This window comes from Pseudoalteromonas rubra, assembly GCF_000238295.3.
Lineage (GTDB): Bacteria > Pseudomonadota > Gammaproteobacteria > Enterobacterales > Alteromonadaceae > Pseudoalteromonas > Pseudoalteromonas rubra.
Genome location: NZ_AHCD03000044.1, coordinates 1,201,811 through 1,221,371 on the forward strand (window position 1 = coordinate 1,201,811; position 19,561 = coordinate 1,221,371).

Annotated in this window: 15 protein-coding genes; 8 read left to right on the plus strand and 7 right to left on the minus strand. The window is 46.3% G+C overall.

The window, feature by feature from the left end:
* Positions 1-20: 20 nt before the first annotated feature.
* Positions 21-539, plus strand: a complete 519-nt coding sequence (locus tag PRUB_RS25635) for a GNAT family N-acetyltransferase (protein WP_010381072.1) — start codon at positions 21-23, stop codon at positions 537-539.
* On the opposite strand, the gene PRUB_RS25640 is transcribed toward PRUB_RS25635, so the two are convergent.
* Genes PRUB_RS25640 through PRUB_RS25655 form a run of 4 tightly spaced genes read right to left on the minus strand, consistent with a single transcriptional unit; the run spans position 520 to position 4,841 of the window.
* Positions 520-1,119 carry a PqiC family protein gene (locus PRUB_RS25640; protein ID WP_010381074.1) on the minus strand — a complete coding sequence of 200 codons (600 nt, stop codon included), beginning with the start codon at positions 1,117-1,119 and terminating at the stop codon, positions 520-522. The two genes, PRUB_RS25635 and PRUB_RS25640, sit on opposite strands and share 20 nt — an antisense overlap.
* A complete protein-coding gene (gene pqiB, locus PRUB_RS25645; protein ID WP_010381076.1) occupies positions 1,119-2,777 on the minus strand; it encodes an intermembrane transport protein PqiB in 1,659 nt (552 codons plus the stop codon). The genes PRUB_RS25640 and pqiB overlap by 1 nt, the downstream gene beginning before the upstream one ends.
* The gene (locus PRUB_RS25650) at positions 2,770-3,978 is read right to left on the minus strand and encodes a paraquat-inducible protein A (protein WP_021032938.1); all 1,209 of its coding nucleotides are present in this window, start codon (positions 3,976-3,978) and stop codon (positions 2,770-2,772) included. The genes pqiB and PRUB_RS25650 overlap by 8 nt, the downstream gene beginning before the upstream one ends.
* 59 nt (positions 3,979-4,037) lie before the next feature.
* Complete coding sequence (locus PRUB_RS25655) at positions 4,038-4,841, minus strand: acyl-CoA thioesterase (RefSeq protein WP_040645686.1); 804 nt, start codon at positions 4,839-4,841, stop codon at positions 4,038-4,040.
* 196 nt (positions 4,842-5,037) lie between these two features.
* Between PRUB_RS25655 and dnaK the strand changes: the two genes are divergently transcribed.
* The 6 genes from dnaK (at position 5,038) to PRUB_RS25685 (ending at position 13,974) form a co-directional block, all read left to right on the plus strand.
* A complete protein-coding gene (gene dnaK / locus PRUB_RS25660) occupies positions 5,038-6,978 on the plus strand; it encodes a molecular chaperone DnaK (protein WP_339327538.1) in 1,941 nt (646 codons plus the stop codon).
* A gap of 229 nt (positions 6,979-7,207) precedes the next feature.
* Positions 7,208-8,338, plus strand: a complete 1,131-nt coding sequence (dnaJ, locus tag PRUB_RS25665) for a molecular chaperone DnaJ (protein WP_010381085.1) — start codon at positions 7,208-7,210, stop codon at positions 8,336-8,338.
* Between the two features lie 749 nt (positions 8,339-9,087).
* Positions 9,088-9,546 (plus strand): Cys-tRNA(Pro) deacylase, encoded by a 459-nt coding sequence (gene ybaK, locus PRUB_RS25670; RefSeq protein WP_010381086.1) that lies wholly within the window; start codon positions 9,088-9,090, stop codon positions 9,544-9,546.
* Positions 9,547-9,803: 257 nt separating this feature from the next.
* The gene (locus tag PRUB_RS25675; RefSeq protein ID WP_021032820.1) at positions 9,804-12,056 is read left to right on the plus strand and encodes an acyl-CoA dehydrogenase; all 2,253 of its coding nucleotides are present in this window, start codon (positions 9,804-9,806) and stop codon (positions 12,054-12,056) included.
* A 152-nt stretch (positions 12,057-12,208) separates the two neighbouring features.
* Positions 12,209-13,168, plus strand: a complete 960-nt coding sequence (locus PRUB_RS25680) for a phosphotransferase (protein ID WP_010381089.1) — start codon at positions 12,209-12,211, stop codon at positions 13,166-13,168.
* Positions 13,162-13,974 (plus strand): DMT family transporter, encoded by an 813-nt coding sequence (locus tag PRUB_RS25685; RefSeq protein WP_010381091.1) that lies wholly within the window; start codon positions 13,162-13,164, stop codon positions 13,972-13,974. Before PRUB_RS25680 ends, PRUB_RS25685 begins: the two co-directional genes overlap by 7 nt.
* A gap of 69 nt (positions 13,975-14,043) precedes the next feature.
* On the opposite strand, the gene PRUB_RS25690 is transcribed toward PRUB_RS25685, so the two are convergent.
* Positions 14,044-15,687, minus strand: a complete 1,644-nt coding sequence (locus tag PRUB_RS25690) for a S8 family serine peptidase (RefSeq protein WP_010381092.1) — start codon at positions 15,685-15,687, stop codon at positions 14,044-14,046.
* 189 nt (positions 15,688-15,876) lie between these two features.
* Positions 15,877-16,926, minus strand: coding sequence for an ABC transporter substrate-binding protein (locus PRUB_RS25695; RefSeq protein ID WP_010381093.1), 1,050 nt, complete (start codon positions 16,924-16,926; stop codon positions 15,877-15,879).
* A gap of 81 nt (positions 16,927-17,007) precedes the next feature.
* Between PRUB_RS25695 and PRUB_RS25700 the strand changes: the two genes are divergently transcribed.
* A complete protein-coding gene (locus PRUB_RS25700; RefSeq protein WP_010381094.1) occupies positions 17,008-17,403 on the plus strand; it encodes a cytochrome b562 in 396 nt (131 codons plus the stop codon).
* A 60-nt stretch (positions 17,404-17,463) separates the two neighbouring features.
* Here the strand turns inward: PRUB_RS25700 and PRUB_RS25705 are convergent, their stop codons facing one another.
* Positions 17,464-19,311, minus strand: coding sequence for a TonB-dependent receptor (locus tag PRUB_RS25705; protein ID WP_010381095.1), 1,848 nt, complete (start codon positions 19,309-19,311; stop codon positions 17,464-17,466).
* Positions 19,312-19,561: the final 250 nt, after the last annotated feature.

Here is a 19,561-nt window from a genome sequence, read left to right on the forward strand (position 1 = left end):
TTTCTTGAGGAAGTATTGTTATGTCAGACATAGTGACGCGCACAGAGCGGTTAATTATTCGCAGGGCTCAAATCGCAGACGCGGAGTTGATTTTTGAACTGCTTAACCAACGGAGCTTTATCGATAACGTTGCGGATAAACAGATCCGCACCTTGTCCGATGCGCAAAAGTACATTGAAAGTGCTTTTTTTACGCCATACGACCTGGCAGCGCCAAGCCCTTACATTGTCGCGCTAAATGACGGAACTGCGATTGGTATTTGTGGTCTCTATCAGCGGCCCTATCTAGAGTTTCCAGATCTGGGGTACGCTTTCCTCGATCGATATTGTGGTAAAGGCTATGCTTTCGAAGCGGCAGCGGCATTACTGTCATTTGTTCATAAGTGTGGCAAGTATAAGGCGCTCGGAGCTATTACAACCCCTGAAAATACGGCGAGTAACAAGCTGTTAGCAAAGCTCAACTTTGTTTTGGTTGGCCGGTTTGAGCTTGTGCCGGGTATGGCGCAGACTAACTTATACGTTAATCTGCTGGAGAGATAATATCCCCTGACCCGATTTCAGCGTGCAGTTGTGCCATCAAAAGCTGCCAGTTAGCCTGGTGAGCGCTTATCAGAGCCGTGAAGCCATCTTGCGAGAGCGCTGATTGATAGTCAAAGTGTTTAACACGGATCAGCCTGGTACCATTATCACTTATTTGATATAGGTGCCAGGCACCTCTCAAAATGGCGCCTTGCTGGTAATGACCGGCCAGATCTGAGACTTCAATAAGCAATCTGAAATCACCAGTATTGAAATCACTGGCATGGGCAGAGAGTACGGGCGACAAGCCTTTACCTTCGAGGTGCTTGAGTGTTTCTTTGGTCAGTATTAGCTTCGGGTGTTCTGCCCAATAATGATAGTTAGCAATGTGAACAGTATGCTCTGAAGTATACTGGACCAGTGCTTGCTGGTCGGCAACCCCAACAATGTTGACCTCATCGACGTATACCCTGGGGGCACCAATGCGGGGGCTTTCCTTTGTATCGAGCGCTGAATCAAAGCGGTAGTACTGATATTGAGCTGGGTCTGATCCCGCACAGCCTGTCAGTATGATTGCCAGCAGCGCAATAACCGCTCTCATTAGCGCTGCTTCCTGGGTTCAGGATCTGCCAAAGTCTCTTTATCGAACAGCAGCATATTAGGCTGTTCATTTAGGCCTTTTGATACAGGTTTGAGCGAGTTACTAAGACTTTCAAGTTCTTGCAGGGTATCCGTCAGTTGTTCGACCATACCTGAGCCTTTTTGATAGTTGTTTAGTGTCTGCTCAAATTGTTTGAGGCTGGCAGTGAGTTGTGCCAGCGTTCCCTGTAATTGTGTTAGATTTTTTTCCACTTTCTCAGATACTTTCGTTGTGTTGAAACTATTTACCAGTGCCTGCGTTTCTTCTGCCAGTGCTGTGAACGCCTGCATCGTTTGTTGTGCTTCATTGAGCGAGTTATCTAGTGGCAGTTTGTTGAGTTTGTTCAACAAAGCCATAACTTGCTCTGATAAAGCTGTAAATCCACTCGGTACACTCGGCAACACCGGGTACGCGAAATTCATCCCTAAGCTGGTCGGAGGGGTTGAATTGTAAAAATCTAGCTCTATATATACCGCACCTGTTAAAATATTACCACTTTTTAGTGACGCCCTTAGGCCATTTTTAATCCATTGTTCTATATTTTCCTGCCAATACTGTTTGGCTTTGGCATCGACTTCATAAATGCGCCCATACTCAATTTTGATAAGCACAGGAATGGACGTGTTGCCTTGCTGGAAGTAAAGTGGTTGTCCGTTTCGTTCAAGTCTGGCGGGTACCTGCTCGACAGTACCAATGCGCATACCCCGATACTCAACCGGCGCACCGGGTTTTAATCCTCTTATGGACTGTTCAAACTCAACCAGGTAGTGATCAAACAAATCAAAGCGCCGCTCTAACGCAACGGCGAAATTTTGATGTAGCGTAAATGCTCTGCCTTCCTGGGCAATCTCTGTACCGTTTTGCCCAGGTGGATAATCAACAGATATTCCGCCTTTAATCATTTTTGCAAGTGAGCCTGTATTGAGGTTAATGCCTTCACTGGTGAGGGAAAGTTCTACTCCTGAATTGATCCAGAAAATGGCATTGTGAGTAATTAGACGGTCGTAGGGGGAGTGAATGAAAACCCCGTATTCCATTTGCAAAGAGTCAGTATTAAACACTGAGCTCTCAATTTGCCCCACATGGTAATTACGGAAAAAGATCCCAGTGCCCACATCCAGCACTTCGCCACTGGTTGAGCTGAGCTTGTAGCGCACACCTTCAATGTCCGTAGAGATCAACGCTGGCTGTTCCTGAAGGGTATATAGACTGGTTCGGCGCTTACTTTCCCCGGGCAGCAACTCTATATAAACACCAGACAATAAGGTGTTAAGTCCACTTATGCCGGATTGATCAATGCGTGGTTTCACTATCCAAAACTTAGCATCTTCTGTTAGCAAGTTATCGTAGTGTTTTTCTATGCGCACTGTGGCAACGACAGCTTTCTGTTCTACTTGCAGGCGGAGTGATTCAACAACGCCGACTTTAACACTGCGGACTCTTATTTCCGTTTTGCCAGCGATAATGCCATCGGCGCTCTTCATCTTGATGTAAATCTGATGACCCTTGTTCTGTTGATGCTGATAGAGCATCCAGCCCGTAATCAAAACGGCCAATAAGGGAACGACCCAGATAACGGAAAGCCTGGGTTTGGGCTCGATATGCGCTTCTTTATTCATGTTTATTTAAAGAGTCCCAAAGTAAACGAGGGTCAAAATTGTTCACAGCAAAGATTTGACAAATGACCATGGCGGTAAAAAAGACGATACCTGGCTGTGGCTCTACGCTCAGTACAGTACCAAGCTGAACGAGAGAAACCAAGAGGATCACGACGAAAACGTCGATCATTGACCATTTACCAACCGCTTCGAGGGCACGATAGAATTTAGCCGCCACTTTTGGGTTAGTCGGGTAGCTAACGCGATAGAGCAAATAGAACAATGTGCCTGCTTTTATGAGTGGGATGCAGATACTCGCGATGAAAATCACTATGGCGATCGGGTATGAGCCATTTTTCCACAAAACTTCTACACCACCATAAATGGTTGCCGGTGTGTGCAATCCCAGGTTTATGGTATCCATAATTGGAAAAGACAGGGCTGGAATCATAAATATGAGTGAAGTGAGCATCCAGGCCGCGCTTCGCGCGACAGAGTTATCTTTGCGGTAACGTAATTTCGCCATGCAGCGCGGGCAGTGGGCACTGCGGCTGATCTGCTGGCAGACATGGCATTGTTTGAGACTTTGTGTACTTGCACGTTTGGCGCAATGCTCAATAGAGGGGGTGAAATGTGCTTGCTGCAGTTGCCAGAGTTGGTGTTGGCTTAGTAAAGACAAAGTCTCAATAAAACACAAAACAAATAATATATAAGCCCAAAAGCCAAGTCCTACTTCAATCTCAGCGAACGCCGTAAGCTTAAAAGCACTAATTAATACCGCTACCAGAAAGATATCGGCCAAATTGAGAGGCCTGAGTGCCATGATAAATTTTGCAACGACCCGGGCATTATGTGGGTTCATTTTTTGCCACACAGGTGTATGCACAAGGAGAATAAGGGCGCTGGCTATGAATGGCAGGATAACAATACTGGTGCTTAGCAGAACTGCCAGGAATACACTGTAGTGCTCGGCAAGTTGCATTATTGCTGCCATTAAACTTATGGTCTGCTTAAGGCCATGCTGCGCATAGGAAATAAAATGCGGTTGCAGGCTCAATAGCAGAAAGATAATAGAGGAAAGACTAAACGCGGCTATCCATTGTGTATAGTTGCGTTGGGTCGTTGCCAATACATTGCCGCAATGCGGACAAACAGCTCTTTGCTGTTCGCCCAGATCTTGAATGGACACTAAAAAATCACAATGCTGACAGGCGACTATCACTGTTTAACCAATACCTAAGCTCACTACTGCACATAGTGTGAGTGACTTAGAGGTTTTTATCAACTGTCAAATACGGCTACCGTCTGCCTGCTCAGTGCCAGTAATTTGCCATCTTGCGAGAATAGCTTAGCATCTTCTATGGCGTAGCCATGTTCAGCCTGATGTGTGACAGCTTCCATGGCAAACCACTCAGTGCCTGCTAATTCTATGTCATCTAAAAATTCAACGTACCAAGACATGCTGCTTGCGGGTGTTGGGCCTTCACAGAGTTGCAGCAGTGTAGGGGGCCAGGCATCTGCCAGAGCAAGTAAATGAAGCACTGATAAATGCGGTTGTGCTGCTTCTTTAAATTTCATCCAGCCACCTATATGACTGGAATTGGCGCCACTAAATGGCATTGCACCTTGTTGCAGATTTAGGTCAATGTGTTGGATAAAGGCCGGCATTACACCTTCTATATAAGGAAGCGTCTGCGTATGGTTAATCTCTGCAAGTGTGCTTTCATCTTGTGCAGAGACTTTGATAGCTGATGAACGCGGTTTGCCAAAGCAGGCGAGCGCAACAAGACAAACCTGGTCATTCTGAGTAATAGTGGTTTGCATCTGAGTTGCATTTTTACCGGCACGTAATAGTTGAGTATTGAGTTCAAATGGCATGTCAGTCAAAAGAGGACCGACAAAATTGCAACTGAAAGAAAGCAGGCGCCTATTTTGGTCGTCCAGTTGATTTAACATGCTTTGTAACATCAGGGCAGCTGAAAGGCCGCCAAAGACTGTTCTACCTTGTCCCCAGCTTGCCGGTAAGGAAAGTTGGGCCTGAGCGTGTTTCAGGTCAGGCCGTGAAATGAGTTGATCAAATGTCATAGCACTTACTTTTGGTTGGTCTTGAATTTCTTTTATCTGGTCATACCAGAGTTTAAAAGTCAAATTTAGCTGATTTTTGATGAAAAAAACGGCATGGCGAAAAAATTTCAAAAAAAAACACTTTTTTTTTGTTGTGACGCTTGAATTACAAATTGCCGCCCCTATTTATCAAGTCATCTAACAGAACAACGAATTTTTGAAGTCGGAGAAGATTCACATGGGTAAAATTATTGGAATCGATTTAGGTACTACTAACTCTTGCGTAGCGGTACTTGATGGTGATAAGACACGCGTTATCGAAAACGCTGAAGGGGATCGTACAACGCCATCGGTTATTGCATTTACCGAAGAGGGCGAAACATTAGTAGGTCAACCGGCAAAACGTCAGGCTGTGACTAACCCTCAAAACACACTGTATGCAATCAAGCGTTTGATTGGCCGTCGTTTTGAAGATGAAGAAGTGCAGCGTGACATCAGCATCATGCCATTTAAAATTGCTAAAGCAGATAACGGTGATGCCTGGGTTGAAGTACGCGGCGAAAAACGCGCTGCACCTCAGATCTCTGCTGAAGTCTTGAAAAAGATGAAAAAGACCGCTGAGGATTTCCTTGGTGAAGAAGTAACAGAAGCGGTAATCACAGTTCCTGCTTACTTCAACGATTCACAGCGTCAGGCAACAAAAGATGCCGGTCGTATTGCTGGTCTTGATGTAAAACGTATCATCAACGAGCCAACAGCTGCGGCACTTGCCTACGGTATGGACAAAAAACAAGGCGACAACGTCGTTGCAGTGTACGACTTAGGTGGTGGTACATTCGATATCTCGATCATCGAAATCGACGAAGTTGAAGGCGAGCACACGTTTGAAGTATTGGCGACTAATGGTGATACACACCTTGGTGGTGAAGACTTTGACAACCGCGTAATCAATTACCTGGTTGCTGAATTCAAGAAAGACCAGGGTATTGATCTGAAAACTGACCCGCTGGCAATGCAGCGTGTGAAAGAAGCAGCAGAAAAAGCGAAAATCGAGCTTTCATCTGCACAGCAAACTGAGGTGAACCTGCCTTACGTTACTGCTGACGCAACTGGTCCTAAGCACATGAACGTGAAGCTCACGCGTGCAAAACTTGAGTCACTAGTTGAAGATCTGGTTGCACAGTCTATTGAGCCGCTGAAACGTGCACTGGCTGATGCAGACCTGTCTGTAAGCGACGTAAACGATATCATCCTGGTGGGTGGTCAAACACGTATGCCATTGGTGCAGAAACAAGTAGCTGAGTTCTTCGGTAAAGAGCCTCGTAAGGACGTAAACCCTGATGAAGCAGTAGCAGTTGGTGCTGCGGTTCAAGGTGGTGTACTGGCTGGTGACGTGAAAGACGTACTACTACTTGACGTTTGCCCTCTGTCTCTGGGTATCGAGACTATGGGTCAGGTCATGACTGCGCTTATTGAGAAAAACACGACTATCCCTACTAAGAAGTCACAAACTTTCTCAACAGCAGAAGACAATCAGTCTGCGGTAACAATTCATGTACTGCAAGGTGAGCGTAAGCGTTCAAGTGACAACAAGTCTCTTGGCCAGTTCAACCTGGAAGGTATTCGCCCTGCACAGCGCGGTGTACCTCAGATTGAAGTAACCTTTGACGTTGACGCGGATGGTATCTTGCATGTCTCTGCGAAAGACAAAGACACAGGTAAAGAGCAGAAGATTACTATTCAGGCATCTTCAGGTCTGAGCGATGATGAAATTGAAAACATGGTTCGTGATGCCGAAGCGAATGCTGAAGAAGACAAGAAGTTCGAAGAGCTAGTTGGCGCTCGTAACCAGGCTGATGCTATGGTTCACGCGACTCGCAAACAAGTTGAAGAAGCAGGTGATGATTTGCCAGCTGACGACAAAACTGCGATTGAAGCAGCACTGTCTGAGTTGGAAACAGCCATTAAAGGCGAAAGCAAAGAAGACATCGATGCTAAGACCCAGGCACTTGCAGAAAAATCTCAGAAGCTAATGGAAATTGCTCAGGCGAAAGCTCAGGCGCAACAAGCTGGCGGCGACGCAGGTGCGCAGCAAGCAAACAAGGCTGACGACGACGTAGTAGATGCCGAGTTTGAAGAAGTGAAAGACGACAAGTAATTGTTGACTTATCAGTGCCCACAGGCTTAGCCTGCGGTGCTAAACAGGGCCTGTTTATCCTTCAAGTTCTAACGAATGGCAGAGGTAAGCAGGCTCTGACGTATTTAAATTTAGGCGATAAGTAGATTGCGATTGGAGCTGGCAAGTCTCGTAAGCAGCGCAATCAAACACGTATTCGCCAGGCGGTCATCACAATGGCTGATCGCTCAGTAATAATTGTGTGAGAACTATGTCAAAACAAGACTATTACGACGTTCTTGGGGTATCAAAAGACGCCGGTGAACGTGACATTAAAAAGGCCTATAAACGACTTGCAATGAAGTATCACCCAGACAGAACTGCGGGCGATGCTGAATTGGAAGCAAAGTTTAAGGAAGTAAAAGAAGCCTACGAAGTCTTATCAGATAGTCAAAAACGCCAGATGTATGATCAATACGGCCATGCTGCCTTTGAACAAAACGGTGGTGCAGGCCATGGTGGATTTGGCGGCGGTGCTGATTTTGGTGATATTTTCGGGGACGTATTCGGTGATATTTTTGGTGGCGGGAGACGTCAATCACGCCAGCAGCGCGGTGCAGATCTACGATATAGTTTAGATCTGAGCCTGGAAGATGCAGTACGAGGCAAAGAAGTCGAGATCCAGGTACCGACCTGGGTGTCCTGTAAGCCTTGTGATGGTAGCGGTGCTAAGTCTGGATCTAAACCAAAGACATGTCCTACTTGTCATGGTGCTGGTCAGGTTCAGATGAGACAAGGTTTCTTTGCCGTTCAGCAAACTTGTCCTACCTGTCAGGGAAGTGGGCAGGTTATTTCTGATCCATGTGATAGCTGTCACGGTCAGGGTCGCGTTGAAAAAACCAAAACATTGTCAGTTAAAATCCCTGCGGGTGTTGATACGGGCGATCGTATCAGGTTATCTGGAGAAGGTGAGGCTGGCATGCACGGTGCACCTGCAGGTGACTTGTATGTTCAGGTGAGCGTAAGAGAACACCCCATCTTTGTTCGGGATGGTAACAATCTTTACTGTGAAGTACCGATTAGTTATACAACAGCGGCTTTGGGTGGTGAGATTGAAGTACCTACTCTCGATGGTCGTGCAAACCTGAAAGTGCCTTCTGAGAGCCAGACTGGCAAGATGTTCCGTATGCGCGGTAAAGGCGTGAAGTCGGTTCGCAGCGGTGCTGTAGGTGATTTGATCTGTAAAGTCGTGATCGAAACGCCGGTTAATCTTAATGAGAGACAAAAAGAGTTGCTGAAGGAGCTCGAAGAGAGCATGGGCAGCGATGCTGGAAAAAATCGTCCGAAGGCACAAGGCTTCTTTGATGGTGTAAAGAAGTTCTTTGATGACCTGACCAAATAATGTCAGGGGATGCCTCTGAACCTGCTGGCATATCAGAAAAACAAAACGGCGCTTAACGGCGCCGTTTTCTCTCAGTTTAACAGCATGAGATAGTCCATATCTCCAGTACACTTACATGCCAGTACTGTTCGACTGTGTCCTGTTAAAAGAAGTCCGTCGGTACAGCCTAGTCGCTTACACTTGGACGCACAGGCCACACTGCTTTCCCAAAAATAATATTCGTTAGTCAAAAAAGACAAAGTAAAATAGCTAACCGCACATACGGCTGCGATACGAACAAGACCTTTGTTCATAACGACTCTCCCGCGCAATAATACAGTGCGTATAGAGTTAATAAGACTTTAGTCTAATTTGGCGTTTTGTCTACCTTAAGATAGGGTTATACCAATTTCACTTAATACTTGGTCTATTTGAAGTAGCTAATAGGACGCTAACAGTGTTAAAAATTTCTTATTTAGAACAACTAAATAGCAAAATTTTTGCCTTGTTATCGACCCTATTTTCTCGCCTCAAAATAGATCACTTAATTAAGCAAATTGGTATTAAAAGTAACTTGCGATAAATTATTTCCAACGTAAGCACCTTAGCTCGTCATCAGCAGGTCTGCAAAGCCCATGCTGGCACCTAATTAGCCGGCGACAAGGTCTGCAATTCTCTCGTCTTTAGGGTGTTGTGTATTTAGCTAATTGGGCTTAAATGGTGATGAAGCAGAATTGATTTTTTGATGATATAGGACAGGAAGCACCAGTATGACACCCGCTATTCAGCTACTTAAAAAGCATAAGGTCAGCTTTGAAATACTTAAGTTCGAGCACGACCCAAATATCACTGAATTCGCACACGAAGCGACTCAGGCACTGGCATTGACACCGGACAAAGTATTTAAAACACTGGTTATCAGTGTCGATGGCAGGTTAAATGTTGCTGTCACACCAGCCACTCAGTTAGTTGATTTAAAAGCATTTGCTAAAAGTTGTAAAGGTAAAAAGGCACAACTTGCAACACAACAACAAGCCGAGAATGCGACAGGGTACCAGCTGGGGGGGATCAGCCCCTTTGCGCACAAAAAACGTTTGCCGGTGATCTTACACAATTCTGCGCTCAATTTTGACACGATTTATGTCAGTGGTGGTCGACGCGGTTTAGAGCTGGCGCTCTGCCCGGCAGCACTTAAAGTATTGTGCTCAGCCCAGGTTGCTGATTTTTAAGCCATCTATTTTTTCCTCGCATATGCCCTTTTCTCAGTGAACGAGATAGCATTTCGTTTTAATCCTCTTTTTATGAATAAAAAACAATCAAATCGGTGGTTTCAGCGAACACTTGTAAGCTATTAATTATTTAGTAATTTTTTAAATAACCCAGACCTTTCAGTAAAAAAGCCGTTAAAAAATAGCATAGAGCAATTGATCTAAACGGAATTTTATGCCGTAATGTAACTATATCAATCTGGTCGGATGAGTTTATTATGAGTTTAAGAACACAACTAAGAAAAATATTGCCAAGCATTTCGGTGACTGAACAAGAGGCACTCGATGCGGGTGATGTATGGCTTGAAGGCTCAATCTATCGCGGGAAACCAGACTTTGACGCATTGCGTGCGGTGCCGGAAGCCAAATTAAACAGCGAAGAGCAAGCGTTTTTGGATGGGCCCGTACAAGAATTAATGGCGATGATCGATGATTCTGTGATCCAGAACGAGAAGCATTTGCCAGAATACATTTTAGAATTTTTGAAAAAAGAGCGCTTCTTCTCTTTGATTATTCCCAAAGAGTATGGTGGCAGAGAATTTAGCCCGTATGCGAATTCAACCATTGTAGGCACCATAGCGACAAAATCGTCTGCGGTTGCGGTTACAGTCATGGTTCCAAACTCTTTGGGGCCTGGTGAGTTGCTTATGCACTATGGAACCAAAGAGCAGCAGGCGCATTACCTGCCACGGCTTGCCAATGGCACCGACATTCCCTGTTTTGCCTTGACTAGCCCAGAAGCTGGTTCTGACGCGGGTGGTATTCCGGATCAGGGTATTGTCACGAAAGGTCAATACAACGGCGAAGAAGTGTTGGGTCTGGAAGTAACCTGGGACAAACGTTACATCACGCTTGCGCCTATTGCGACCGTGTTAGGCTTGGCATTCAAAGTACTTGATCCCGAAGGCTTGCTCGGTGGCAAAGAGTCTTTGGGGATTACCTGTGCGTTGATCCCTAAATCGCATCCGGGTGTTGAGCTGGGCAACCGCCACGACCCAATGGGTATCCGTTTCTACAACGGTACTACGCGCGGCGAAAAAGTGTTTATTCCAATGGATTTCATTATTGGCGGCCAGCAAAATATTGGTCGCGGATGGCAGATGCTAGTTAGCTGTCTGGGTGCAGGGCGCGGTATTTCTTTGCCAGCGCTGGGTGTATCTACCAGTCAGGTTGCGTTGAAGTCGGCGTCAGAGTACGCGGCGGTACGTGAGCAATTCGGGCTGGCAATCGGCCAGTTTGAGGGGATTCAGGAAAAGCTGGCGGACATCGCTGGCAAAACTTATCTTCAAGAAGCGATGCGTGTACTGACAACGGAAGGTCTGGGTATGGGCCTGAAGCCGTCAGTGGTAACTGCTATTGCCAAATACCACATGACAGAAACTGGCCGGGATGTGTTGGATTCAGCCATGGATATTTTGGCCGGTAAGGCCATACAGAATGGTCCGCAAAATACGCTGGCCAGTGGTTATGTCGCACAGCCTATCGCGATTACCGTAGAAGGAGCCAACATCCTTACTCGTAACCTGATGATTTTCGGTCAGGGGGTTATGCGTTGTCACCCTTATCTGCAATCAATGGTTGAGGCAATTCACAGCGAAGAAGCCGATGCGGATAAAACCTTTAATAAGATTTTGCGTAAAACCGTAGGGTATAGTGTTGTGAACAGTCTGCGCGCATTCAAACTGGGACTATTGCCGTTTACTGCCGGCAGTAACTCAAGCTTGCCAGAAGTACAGGCCTACGAAAAAGCAGCACAGCGTTTGTCTGCTAAGTTGGCTGTGTATGCTGATTTCTCTTTGCTGGTTTTGGGTGGCAAGCTTAAGCAAGCTGAAATGCTATCTGCCCGTTTAGGTGATGTGATGAGTTACTTGTACGCTGCCATGGCTTCTATCAAGTATTACGAACAGAAAGTGGCTGTGACAGACCGTGAAGCGGCGGCGCCATATTTCCATTATGCAACACGTTATGCATTAGTTGAAGCTGAGCAGGCATTACATAAGTTCCTGGATAACTTCCCGGCACCTGGTACACGTAAGTTCATGCGAGTTTTAACCATGCAGTTTGGTCATTCAATGCCACGTATTAACGATGATATGGTACGAGAGCTGGCAACGGCAGCACAATTGGATACTGCGTTTAAGGCTCAGTTAACGCACCTGGTTAAACCTCAAGCCGGTGACGGTCACGATATTAACGAACAGGCTTATAAGGCTAAGATTGCTTGTCTTGATCTGTTAAGTAAAGTTAAACGTGCACTTAAAAAGCGTGAGATTAAAGCCGGAGTTCGTTTTTACGAAACACTGGACAATGCACTGATAGCTAAGGTCATCAACGAAACGGAATATGCTCAGCTGATTGACTACAATCGTAAGCGAGAAAAAGCAATCCGGGTTGACGAATTTGATTTCGACCTTAACCTGCTGGATGAAGCCGGGTCGTTAAATGACGTAAAGTCGGCAGTAAATCAATAAATTAAATTGTTAGTTAGTCTCTTTCAAGCCCCGTTTATTCGGGGCTTTTTTGTAACCACGCAAAGGCACAGTGTATGGGGAGAGCTGAGCGGACGTGTTACACTGTTTATGAAAGTTAACGGGTAAACGTCAAAAGAATCTCAAGGAACGCTATGTCAACCTCCGCACTTGTCTCGCATGTTATGACCCTGCTTGTGGACACACAGCAAGCCCAGGCATTATGGAGTGGCTGTGGTTATATTCACAAATTTACTTATCAGGGTGAGTTGCTCGTTGCCAAGGTGGCCACTGTACCAGCACAACTGGCGCACCGCCATATTACCCAGAGTCCCCATTCTTTGCGTCGAAAATATCAATCTTATGAGAAGGAATTGAACTTTTATCGACACACAGGGCAGCGTTATATCTCAGTTTGCGCATTGCCTGAGGTTAAAGCGTTGGCACATCAGAACGAGGTTTTTATTCTGGTGCTTAGTGATTTTGAAGCGCAGGGGTACCAAAATGTAAATGCAGCTTCTCACGTCCATCTCGATCACATGCTTACTTGGCTCGCCTGCTTTCATGCGGTTGGACTTGTCGACCCTGATGTACAGGCAGGTGCCGCGCGAGGAAACTACTGGCACCTGGACACCCGTCCGGATGAATTCGAACGTATGGTCTCCGGTAAACTTAAAAGTAATGCACATGCAATCAACCAAAGGTTGCTTGATTGTCCTTATCAAACTTTAATTCATGGTGATGCGAAGTTAGCCAATTTTGCTTTTAGCTCAAAGCAGGCATTGGGTTATGACTTTCAACATGTTGGCCTGGGGGTTGGGGTGGCTGATGTAATGCTACTCTTGACCAGTTTGTACAGTGGCCGAGAACTCGAAAAGCAGGCACTGGCGTGTCTGGATAGCTATTTTGAGCAATTAGGTCGAGCTTTGTCCGTGAGCTGGTCGGCCGAGCAAATTGCCGAACTAGAGAAAAGCTGGCGGGCGTTATGGCCATATGTGTGGGCTGATTTCCAGCGTTTTTTAATGGGTTGGAAGCCCGATCATCAAAAACTGACCGCTTACATGTTTTCTCAGAGCGAACTATGTCTTGCGCAACTTGGTGAGGCGCAATGCTGAGTGCGTTAATCAGTGCAATCTGCTGGGCCTGTTTTGACTTTTTACGGAAGCAGCTGGCTCAGCATGTCAGTGCACCTTTGATGTCTGTCATTTTCAGCTTGCTGGTATTGCCTGGCTATCTCATTTACTGGGGGTGGTTACAAGCGCCTTTGCCAAAAGTCGAGTATTTTGTTCCGGGCACGATAAGTGGTTTGCTCGCGGCGATCGGTAGTGTGTGTTTTATTCGTGGTCTGGCAGTTGGCAAAATTGCAGTGATGTTGCCACTGCTTTCTGTGACACCTGTCGTGTCTGGTGCGTTTGCCTGGATATGGCTAGGTGAGCCGCTCGTTGATACTCAAGTGCTGGCCTTAGGTGCTATTACTCTTGGCTCTTTTATACTGCAAGGTGGCAGGTTTACGATCCGCGAGCCCGGCGCCGGGTATGTCCTGATAACAGCCTTGTGCTGGGGGATGTGCATTGTGTTCGACAAACAGGCCCTGCAACATGCTGAGGTGAGCTTTCATTTGATTTTTCTTACTGCTTCTGTGGCCCTAATCAATGGGATGATTTTCAGACCCAGGTTAGGCGCCGGTGTGTTATTGAAGTATAAGTGGCAATGGGGAGGAGCTGCATTAGTCTTTGCCTTTGCTGTGTTGTGTCAGCTGTTTGCTTTGCAACAGTTACAGCCAGGCGTAATGGAGGCAATTAAACGTGCAATCGGTATTACCAGTGCAGCATTGCTCGGGGTGTATTTCTATAAAGAAACACTTAAGCACTACCAATGGTTAAGTATCGCCGTTATTTTGGTCGGCACGGTTTCTTTGTAATTGAGGAGCAAGCTTATTTGCTTGCTCCAAGAGCGACAACCTCATCCATGAGCGCTGCCTTTTTTCGATTTACTTACATTGTGCGCCTTTGCGCCATACATTGCTGAAAATGTCAGGGCGTGCACCTAGTGACCACCAGGTTGCCTGATATTCGTAGCCGCTGTACGATACTTTGTCGCCAGTGTTGTAGTAAGTTCCGGCATTCCACGCCTCAACGCCACTACAACCACCGCCGTTACTGCCGTCTTTAACAGTTACATTCATGCTCTTGGACGCGGTTTTGTTGTTCGCGCCTTTAACTGTTAGTGTAACGCTATATGTACCTGCTTGTGCGTAAGTATGGCTTGGGCTGGTTTGTGTACTTGAGTTACCGTCTCCAAAGCTCCAGCTATAAGTACCTGCGCTTGATTTGTTGCTAAATTGAACGCTCAGGCCATTTGCTGTAGCGCTGAAATCCGCAACCAGAACTGGCTGGTCACTACAGCCTGCATTTACCAGGTAATCATAAGCGGCTTTAGCCTGTACGATACCGTGACCATAGTAGTTGTCACGTCCAGCAGAACCTTTGTCTTTTGCTGTCGCATTAAGTGCCGAGCGGATTTGGTCTGCACTACACTGAGGGAAGTTACTCCAGACTAGTGCTGCTACACCAGACACGTGTGGGGTAGCCATTGAAGTACCGCTGATGCTCTTGTAACCCTGGTCATTCCACGTTGAATTTACGCTTACACCCGGGCCTGCAATTTCTACCTGGCTGTTATATTGTGAGAAAGACGCTACGCGCTCTGAGCTGTCTACGGCTGCGACAGAAACGACCGCATCATACGAAGCCGGGTAGCTGAATGAGCTGTTTGAGCCGTTACCCGCAGCAGCGATATGTAGCATGCCGCGCTGTGCACTTGATGCGAAGGCATTACGCTCAGCAGTTGAGCTGCCACTGCCACCTAAACTCATGCTGGTAACATTTGCGCCAGCAGCTTCACACTGCTCAATCGCTTTGATCAGGTCTGAGCCATATGCCCATCGACCCTGGTCATTGAAGACCTTAACGATATGCAAACCAAGTTGGCCTGATGGGTTAACACCTACCACACCCTGTCCATTGCCACCAAGCGCAGCAATGGTACCCGCTACGTGTGTACCGTGGCCATTGCCGTCCTGATACCAGTTACCTGTGTTGTATTGACCGTGACCGTCGTTACCAGTAACACCTGTGTTTGGCAGATCAGGGTGGCCACGAGTGTAACCTGTGTCCATGATACAGACCTTTTTGTTGCCTGCACTGCTGTCACTTACCTGGTTTGCCTGAACCATGGTGATACCATATGGTACAGATTCAGCTAGTGGTACCACTGAGCCGGCAGTTACTTGTGGCAGATAACGCTTCGGGTCAACTTCAATTGACGCAACGTTACCACTTGCTTCAAGAGCTGATAGTTGCTCTGGTGTTAGCTCCATCACAACGGCATTCACGCTTGGCAATGTTTCAATTGCTTCGGCATTGGCCTGGGTCGCGATGCTTGCAAGGCCTTGTGCTTTGAACTGAGAAAGCTCAGCATCAGACACGCGCATTGGGAGTGTGTTGGCCACTGCTGAATCTTTTACAGTGACAATGACACGTTGTGTTTCAGATGCTTGTGCTGTACCGAGTGCCGCAGTGACACCTAATGCTAGCAAAGAGTATTTTACGCTTGTTAGAACTTTGGTTTTCATAAGTTTACCTATATTACATGTTGTTAACCCTTATAACTAAAACAGGGAATGCTAGCGCTGTCAATAATGAAAAAATAAGGAAAATTCTGCTGGGGAAATTTTATACTTTTTGTGGATGGTTCGTAGATTGAAATTTGTTGCAAATGCAACTTGTGTGGCATTTTATTTTTTATATCTAGAATAAAAAAATTAAAATTTTAATTGCTGATTCAGTGTCTTAATATTGTAACTTTGGCCACTAACGGTGAACTTTTTAAAGTCAATGTCATTCAAATCAGCATTGTGGAGGGTGTGGTACAAAGGTCTAAATTTTTCAGAGTAGGGCTTAAATATAGCAATTTTTTGCTCTCCAATAGCGCTAATCTTGCGGTCATGGAATTTTCTAATCTCAGTTAATAAGTAGCCACCTAACAGCACGTGGCCACCCAGTGACACATCGATGACATTTTCATGACCTAAATCCCAATTTATGCCTCCGATCTTAAGGTTCTCTCTGATATTGAGTTCCGATGCTGCACGTGCCGCACCACGAGCAATGGCATCATTTGCGCACCAGATTAAGCGGGTGTCTGGAAATCGTTGTAGCAGCCCAAATGCAAGCTCGTAGGCGCTTTGCTCAGACCATTGTGCATCAACACGCTCAACCAGGTTTACCCCATAAGTGCGATTCGTGTATCCAAGCAAGCCTTGCTCGCGTTCGATTGCGGCATTTGTGGCAACATCGCCCAGTAAAGCAAGCATGACGCTACGCTCATTGGTTCGTTTTGTATCGTCGGGTAACGCGTCATGGAGCAGTTTGGCCAATAAGCGGCCAGCCTGATAGTTGTCTGGCGTAATGGAACCAAGCACGCCAATGCCCTTGGCTGCAATGCGCTTTAGCGCTAGTTTATCTGGACTATTAAGCAAAAATGCAACACGTTTATGCTCACCTGGCACGGTAAGCAGTGCGTCTGTAATAACGCCTTTTTCATCTACGAGAATAAGGTAGTCAGTTTTGGTGCTGAGCGCGTCCTGTGCGAGTTTCTTCATATGAATATGGTTCCGCTCGGCGTAAAGCGTGGTGAGTGTTATATCCAGGTCCAGTGCTGCAGCTTCCATGACTCTTGTGACGTTTTGCCAGAATGCGCCAGTCGGGTTGGTTTGTTTATGGCCTGGATTAATGAAAGTCACTGTGATCGTTTGTGCAGAGGGAGCGGAGGCCACAAAAAGTAGCACAACAGACATAATTAACACTTTCATTGTGCACCTCGATGTCAGAGCGACAGTTTGTTTGCCGCGCTTTTACTTATATACTAGCTCATTCTTGATTAAGGGGGAAAAATGAGGCAGTTGATACTCTTTCTTTGTTCTGCACTTTTTGTGCAGTCAGTAATGGCGCAGCAAAGCCAGGATTTGAATCAGACGATGAAGAATATGGGGCATGCTTACAAACAGGCGATGGAAGCTCAGCAAGCTGAAGAGGTCAACAAGCATCTCGAAACCATGTTGCTTTTGATCCAGCAGAGCAAGCAACACAACTTCAAAGCTGATGTAAAGACGCAATCGCTACAAGGGCTGGATAGGGTGTCTGATGTTATCTACTCAGCGCAAGGGTTGCTGGCCAAGGCACAACTGCAACAAGCCAAAGAACTACTCAGGCAGATAGACGGGTTGCGAAAGGAATATCACGAATTGCATGAGCCACCGGGTTTTTGGGAACTTTTATTCGGCAAATAACTTCAATTGAGATGTGTGCAGGGGGAAGTGCCAAAGGGCACTACCCACCTGTGTATGTATTTAAATTTGCCAACTGATATCAAGTTTCACGGTACGTTCAGCATGAAATGGCGCATCTTCATCTGCGGTTGTTCTGTGAAGACGGTTGAAGAGGTTTAACACACCTGCACGCAGTGTCCAGCTTTCATCCAAGTACCAGTTTAGGTTTAGGTCGACAACCAAGCTTTTGTCCAGCTCCGCTTCACCTGACCCTGGCTGGTGTTTCGCCAACTGATAGGTAACTGCGGGCTTGAACTCGAATGAGTCCCATGCATATTGACCGGATATACTCAGTTTGTGAGGCGCGATATCCGACAGGTAATCACCATTATCACTCTTACCTTTTTGATGTGTGTATCCCAGCGTATAAGACAGAGCGTCGTTTACGTCGATTTTAGTAAGTATCTCTGCCCCTGAAATACTGGCTTGATCCAGGTTGAGATAGGTTCTGTCTCCCGACTCCAGCTTTACGCGTTCAATGTAGTCGTCCAGACGAGTATGGAACAAGTTGAGCGTTGTCTTAACCGTGTTGTGATCATGGCGATAAGTCAATTCGAATCCCTGGCTGGTTTCAGGGTCAAGTTGCGGGTTACCAATGGTATTACCTCTGGGGGTGACGCCGTTAAAGTACAACTCTGTCAGTGTGGGAAAACGAAATGCGTTAGCATAATTCAGTGACAGGCTGTGAGATTGCCACGTTCTGGTAACACCCAGGCTATGGCTGAGGTGGTTATCGGACTTGCTGACACCAAAGTTACTGGCAGTAAAGTGATCAAATCGTGCACCAAAGTCTATTCGCCAGTTTTGCTGATCCCAGATAGCGTTGATAAATGCTGCAATGTTGTCTTGTTGACCATCCAACAAGGTGTTGGCTGTCATCTCGTCAGTCGCCTTGAGACTGGTTTCCTGATCGGTAATTGACACTCCCCGTCTGGCGGTCCAGTCGAGGCCGGCCCGAACCGGCAGCTTATGCCAGTCAAATTCGTGATACAAATTCGCGCCGAGAGTATGAGATTGGTAAGCCGTGAGGTTGTGCCGTTTGCCAACGCGAAGTACATCGCTATCCCAGTTTTGGTAGTGGTGGAATACATTGACCAGCCATTGATTCGATTTCACCGATACCTGGGCCAGGCTATGTAAATCTTCCGGATACATGGCAACTTGGCTGTCAGGGTAGGCCACACTGTTCTTTCCTACGTCTTTGCTGATTGAGGGCAACCAGGACATATTGAGTTCAATCTCATCGGTGATCGCATGGCGATAGCGAAAACTGGATGAGAATTGCTCGTAGCCATTATTGAGTTCGTCGCCATTAGGCGCAAAGCCACGCTCTTTTTTTCTGTATGCGAAGGCCAGGTTATAGTTTTCCTCACCGGTAATAGCCAGCATACGACGGCCATTACCTGTATCTTCAAAGCCCGCCTCTAGCGTATCTTGCTCGCCCTGAACTGAGTTCATAGAGATAACGCCGCCAATTGCCTCTGATCCATATAACATCGCTGCCGGGCCTTTTTGCACACTGGCCAGTTGTAGCAAGCCGGGATCAATAAAGGAAGCTGAGTTACCGGCGCGACGGTCTGTCAGGAGGACAATACCATTGACCTCAGTTCTGACTCGCCAGCGGCTCAGACCGCGAATGCTATAACTTTGATAGAGTCCACCCTGGCCATTAAGTGAAACCCCGGGGATCTGGACTACCCAATCTGCAATAGTGTTGCTTGCACCATGCAAATCGTCCTTGCTGACATGAGAAATGTTAATGTTTGTAAATGGCTCTGAAGCAAGTAAATTTTTACCGCCTATTACTTCAATTGTTTCAATGGCGCTGCCTTGCGCTGCGATCGTAGATAAAAGTAAAACCTGGATCATGTACTGCTAACCCTAAATTGACTGCTTTGACTCGTTAAGAAATCATTCATATTTGATGAATTTCTGTTATTGTTACAATTAAATGTACCCTTAATTGATAATGGGGTTAAGTTAAATGCGGTGAAATCACATTGTTTGTAACTTTCTGCATTTGTGCTTAACTTTATTGACGTTTTTGGGTGTAAACGGTACAACGCTAATCTGATGTATCTGTTTACTTACAACCAATTAAAACTATAACTACTCTTAA

Bases quoted from the DNA above. Each gene is read 5' to 3' on its own strand.
- PRUB_RS25655 (WP_040645686.1), bottom strand. From the start codon at position 4,841: ATGACATTTGATCAACTCATTTCACGGCCTGACCTGAAACACGCTCAG.
- PRUB_RS25635 (WP_010381072.1), top strand. From the start codon at position 21: ATGTCAGACATAGTGACGCGCACAGAGCGGTTAATTATTCGCAGGGCT.
- dnaJ (WP_010381085.1), top strand. From the start codon at position 7,208: ATGTCAAAACAAGACTATTACGACGTTCTTGGGGTATCAAAAGACGCC.
- PRUB_RS25695 (WP_010381093.1), bottom strand. From the start codon at position 16,926: ATGAAAGTGTTAATTATGTCTGTTGTGCTACTTTTTGTGGCCTCCGCT.
- PRUB_RS25685 (WP_010381091.1), top strand. From the start codon at position 13,162: ATGCTGAGTGCGTTAATCAGTGCAATCTGCTGGGCCTGTTTTGACTTT.
- PRUB_RS25675 (WP_021032820.1), top strand. From the start codon at position 9,804: ATGAGTTTAAGAACACAACTAAGAAAAATATTGCCAAGCATTTCGGTG.
- PRUB_RS25700 (WP_010381094.1), top strand. From the start codon at position 17,008: ATGAGGCAGTTGATACTCTTTCTTTGTTCTGCACTTTTTGTGCAGTCA.
- ybaK (WP_010381086.1), top strand. From the start codon at position 9,088: ATGACACCCGCTATTCAGCTACTTAAAAAGCATAAGGTCAGCTTTGAA.
- PRUB_RS25690 (WP_010381092.1), bottom strand. From the start codon at position 15,687: ATGAAAACCAAAGTTCTAACAAGCGTAAAATACTCTTTGCTAGCATTA.
- pqiB (WP_010381076.1), bottom strand. From the start codon at position 2,777: ATGAATAAAGAAGCGCATATCGAGCCCAAACCCAGGCTTTCCGTTATC.
- PRUB_RS25705 (WP_010381095.1), bottom strand. From the start codon at position 19,311: ATGATCCAGGTTTTACTTTTATCTACGATCGCAGCGCAAGGCAGCGCC.
- PRUB_RS25680 (WP_010381089.1), top strand. From the start codon at position 12,209: ATGTCAACCTCCGCACTTGTCTCGCATGTTATGACCCTGCTTGTGGAC.
- PRUB_RS25640 (WP_010381074.1), bottom strand. From the start codon at position 1,119: ATGAGAGCGGTTATTGCGCTGCTGGCAATCATACTGACAGGCTGTGCG.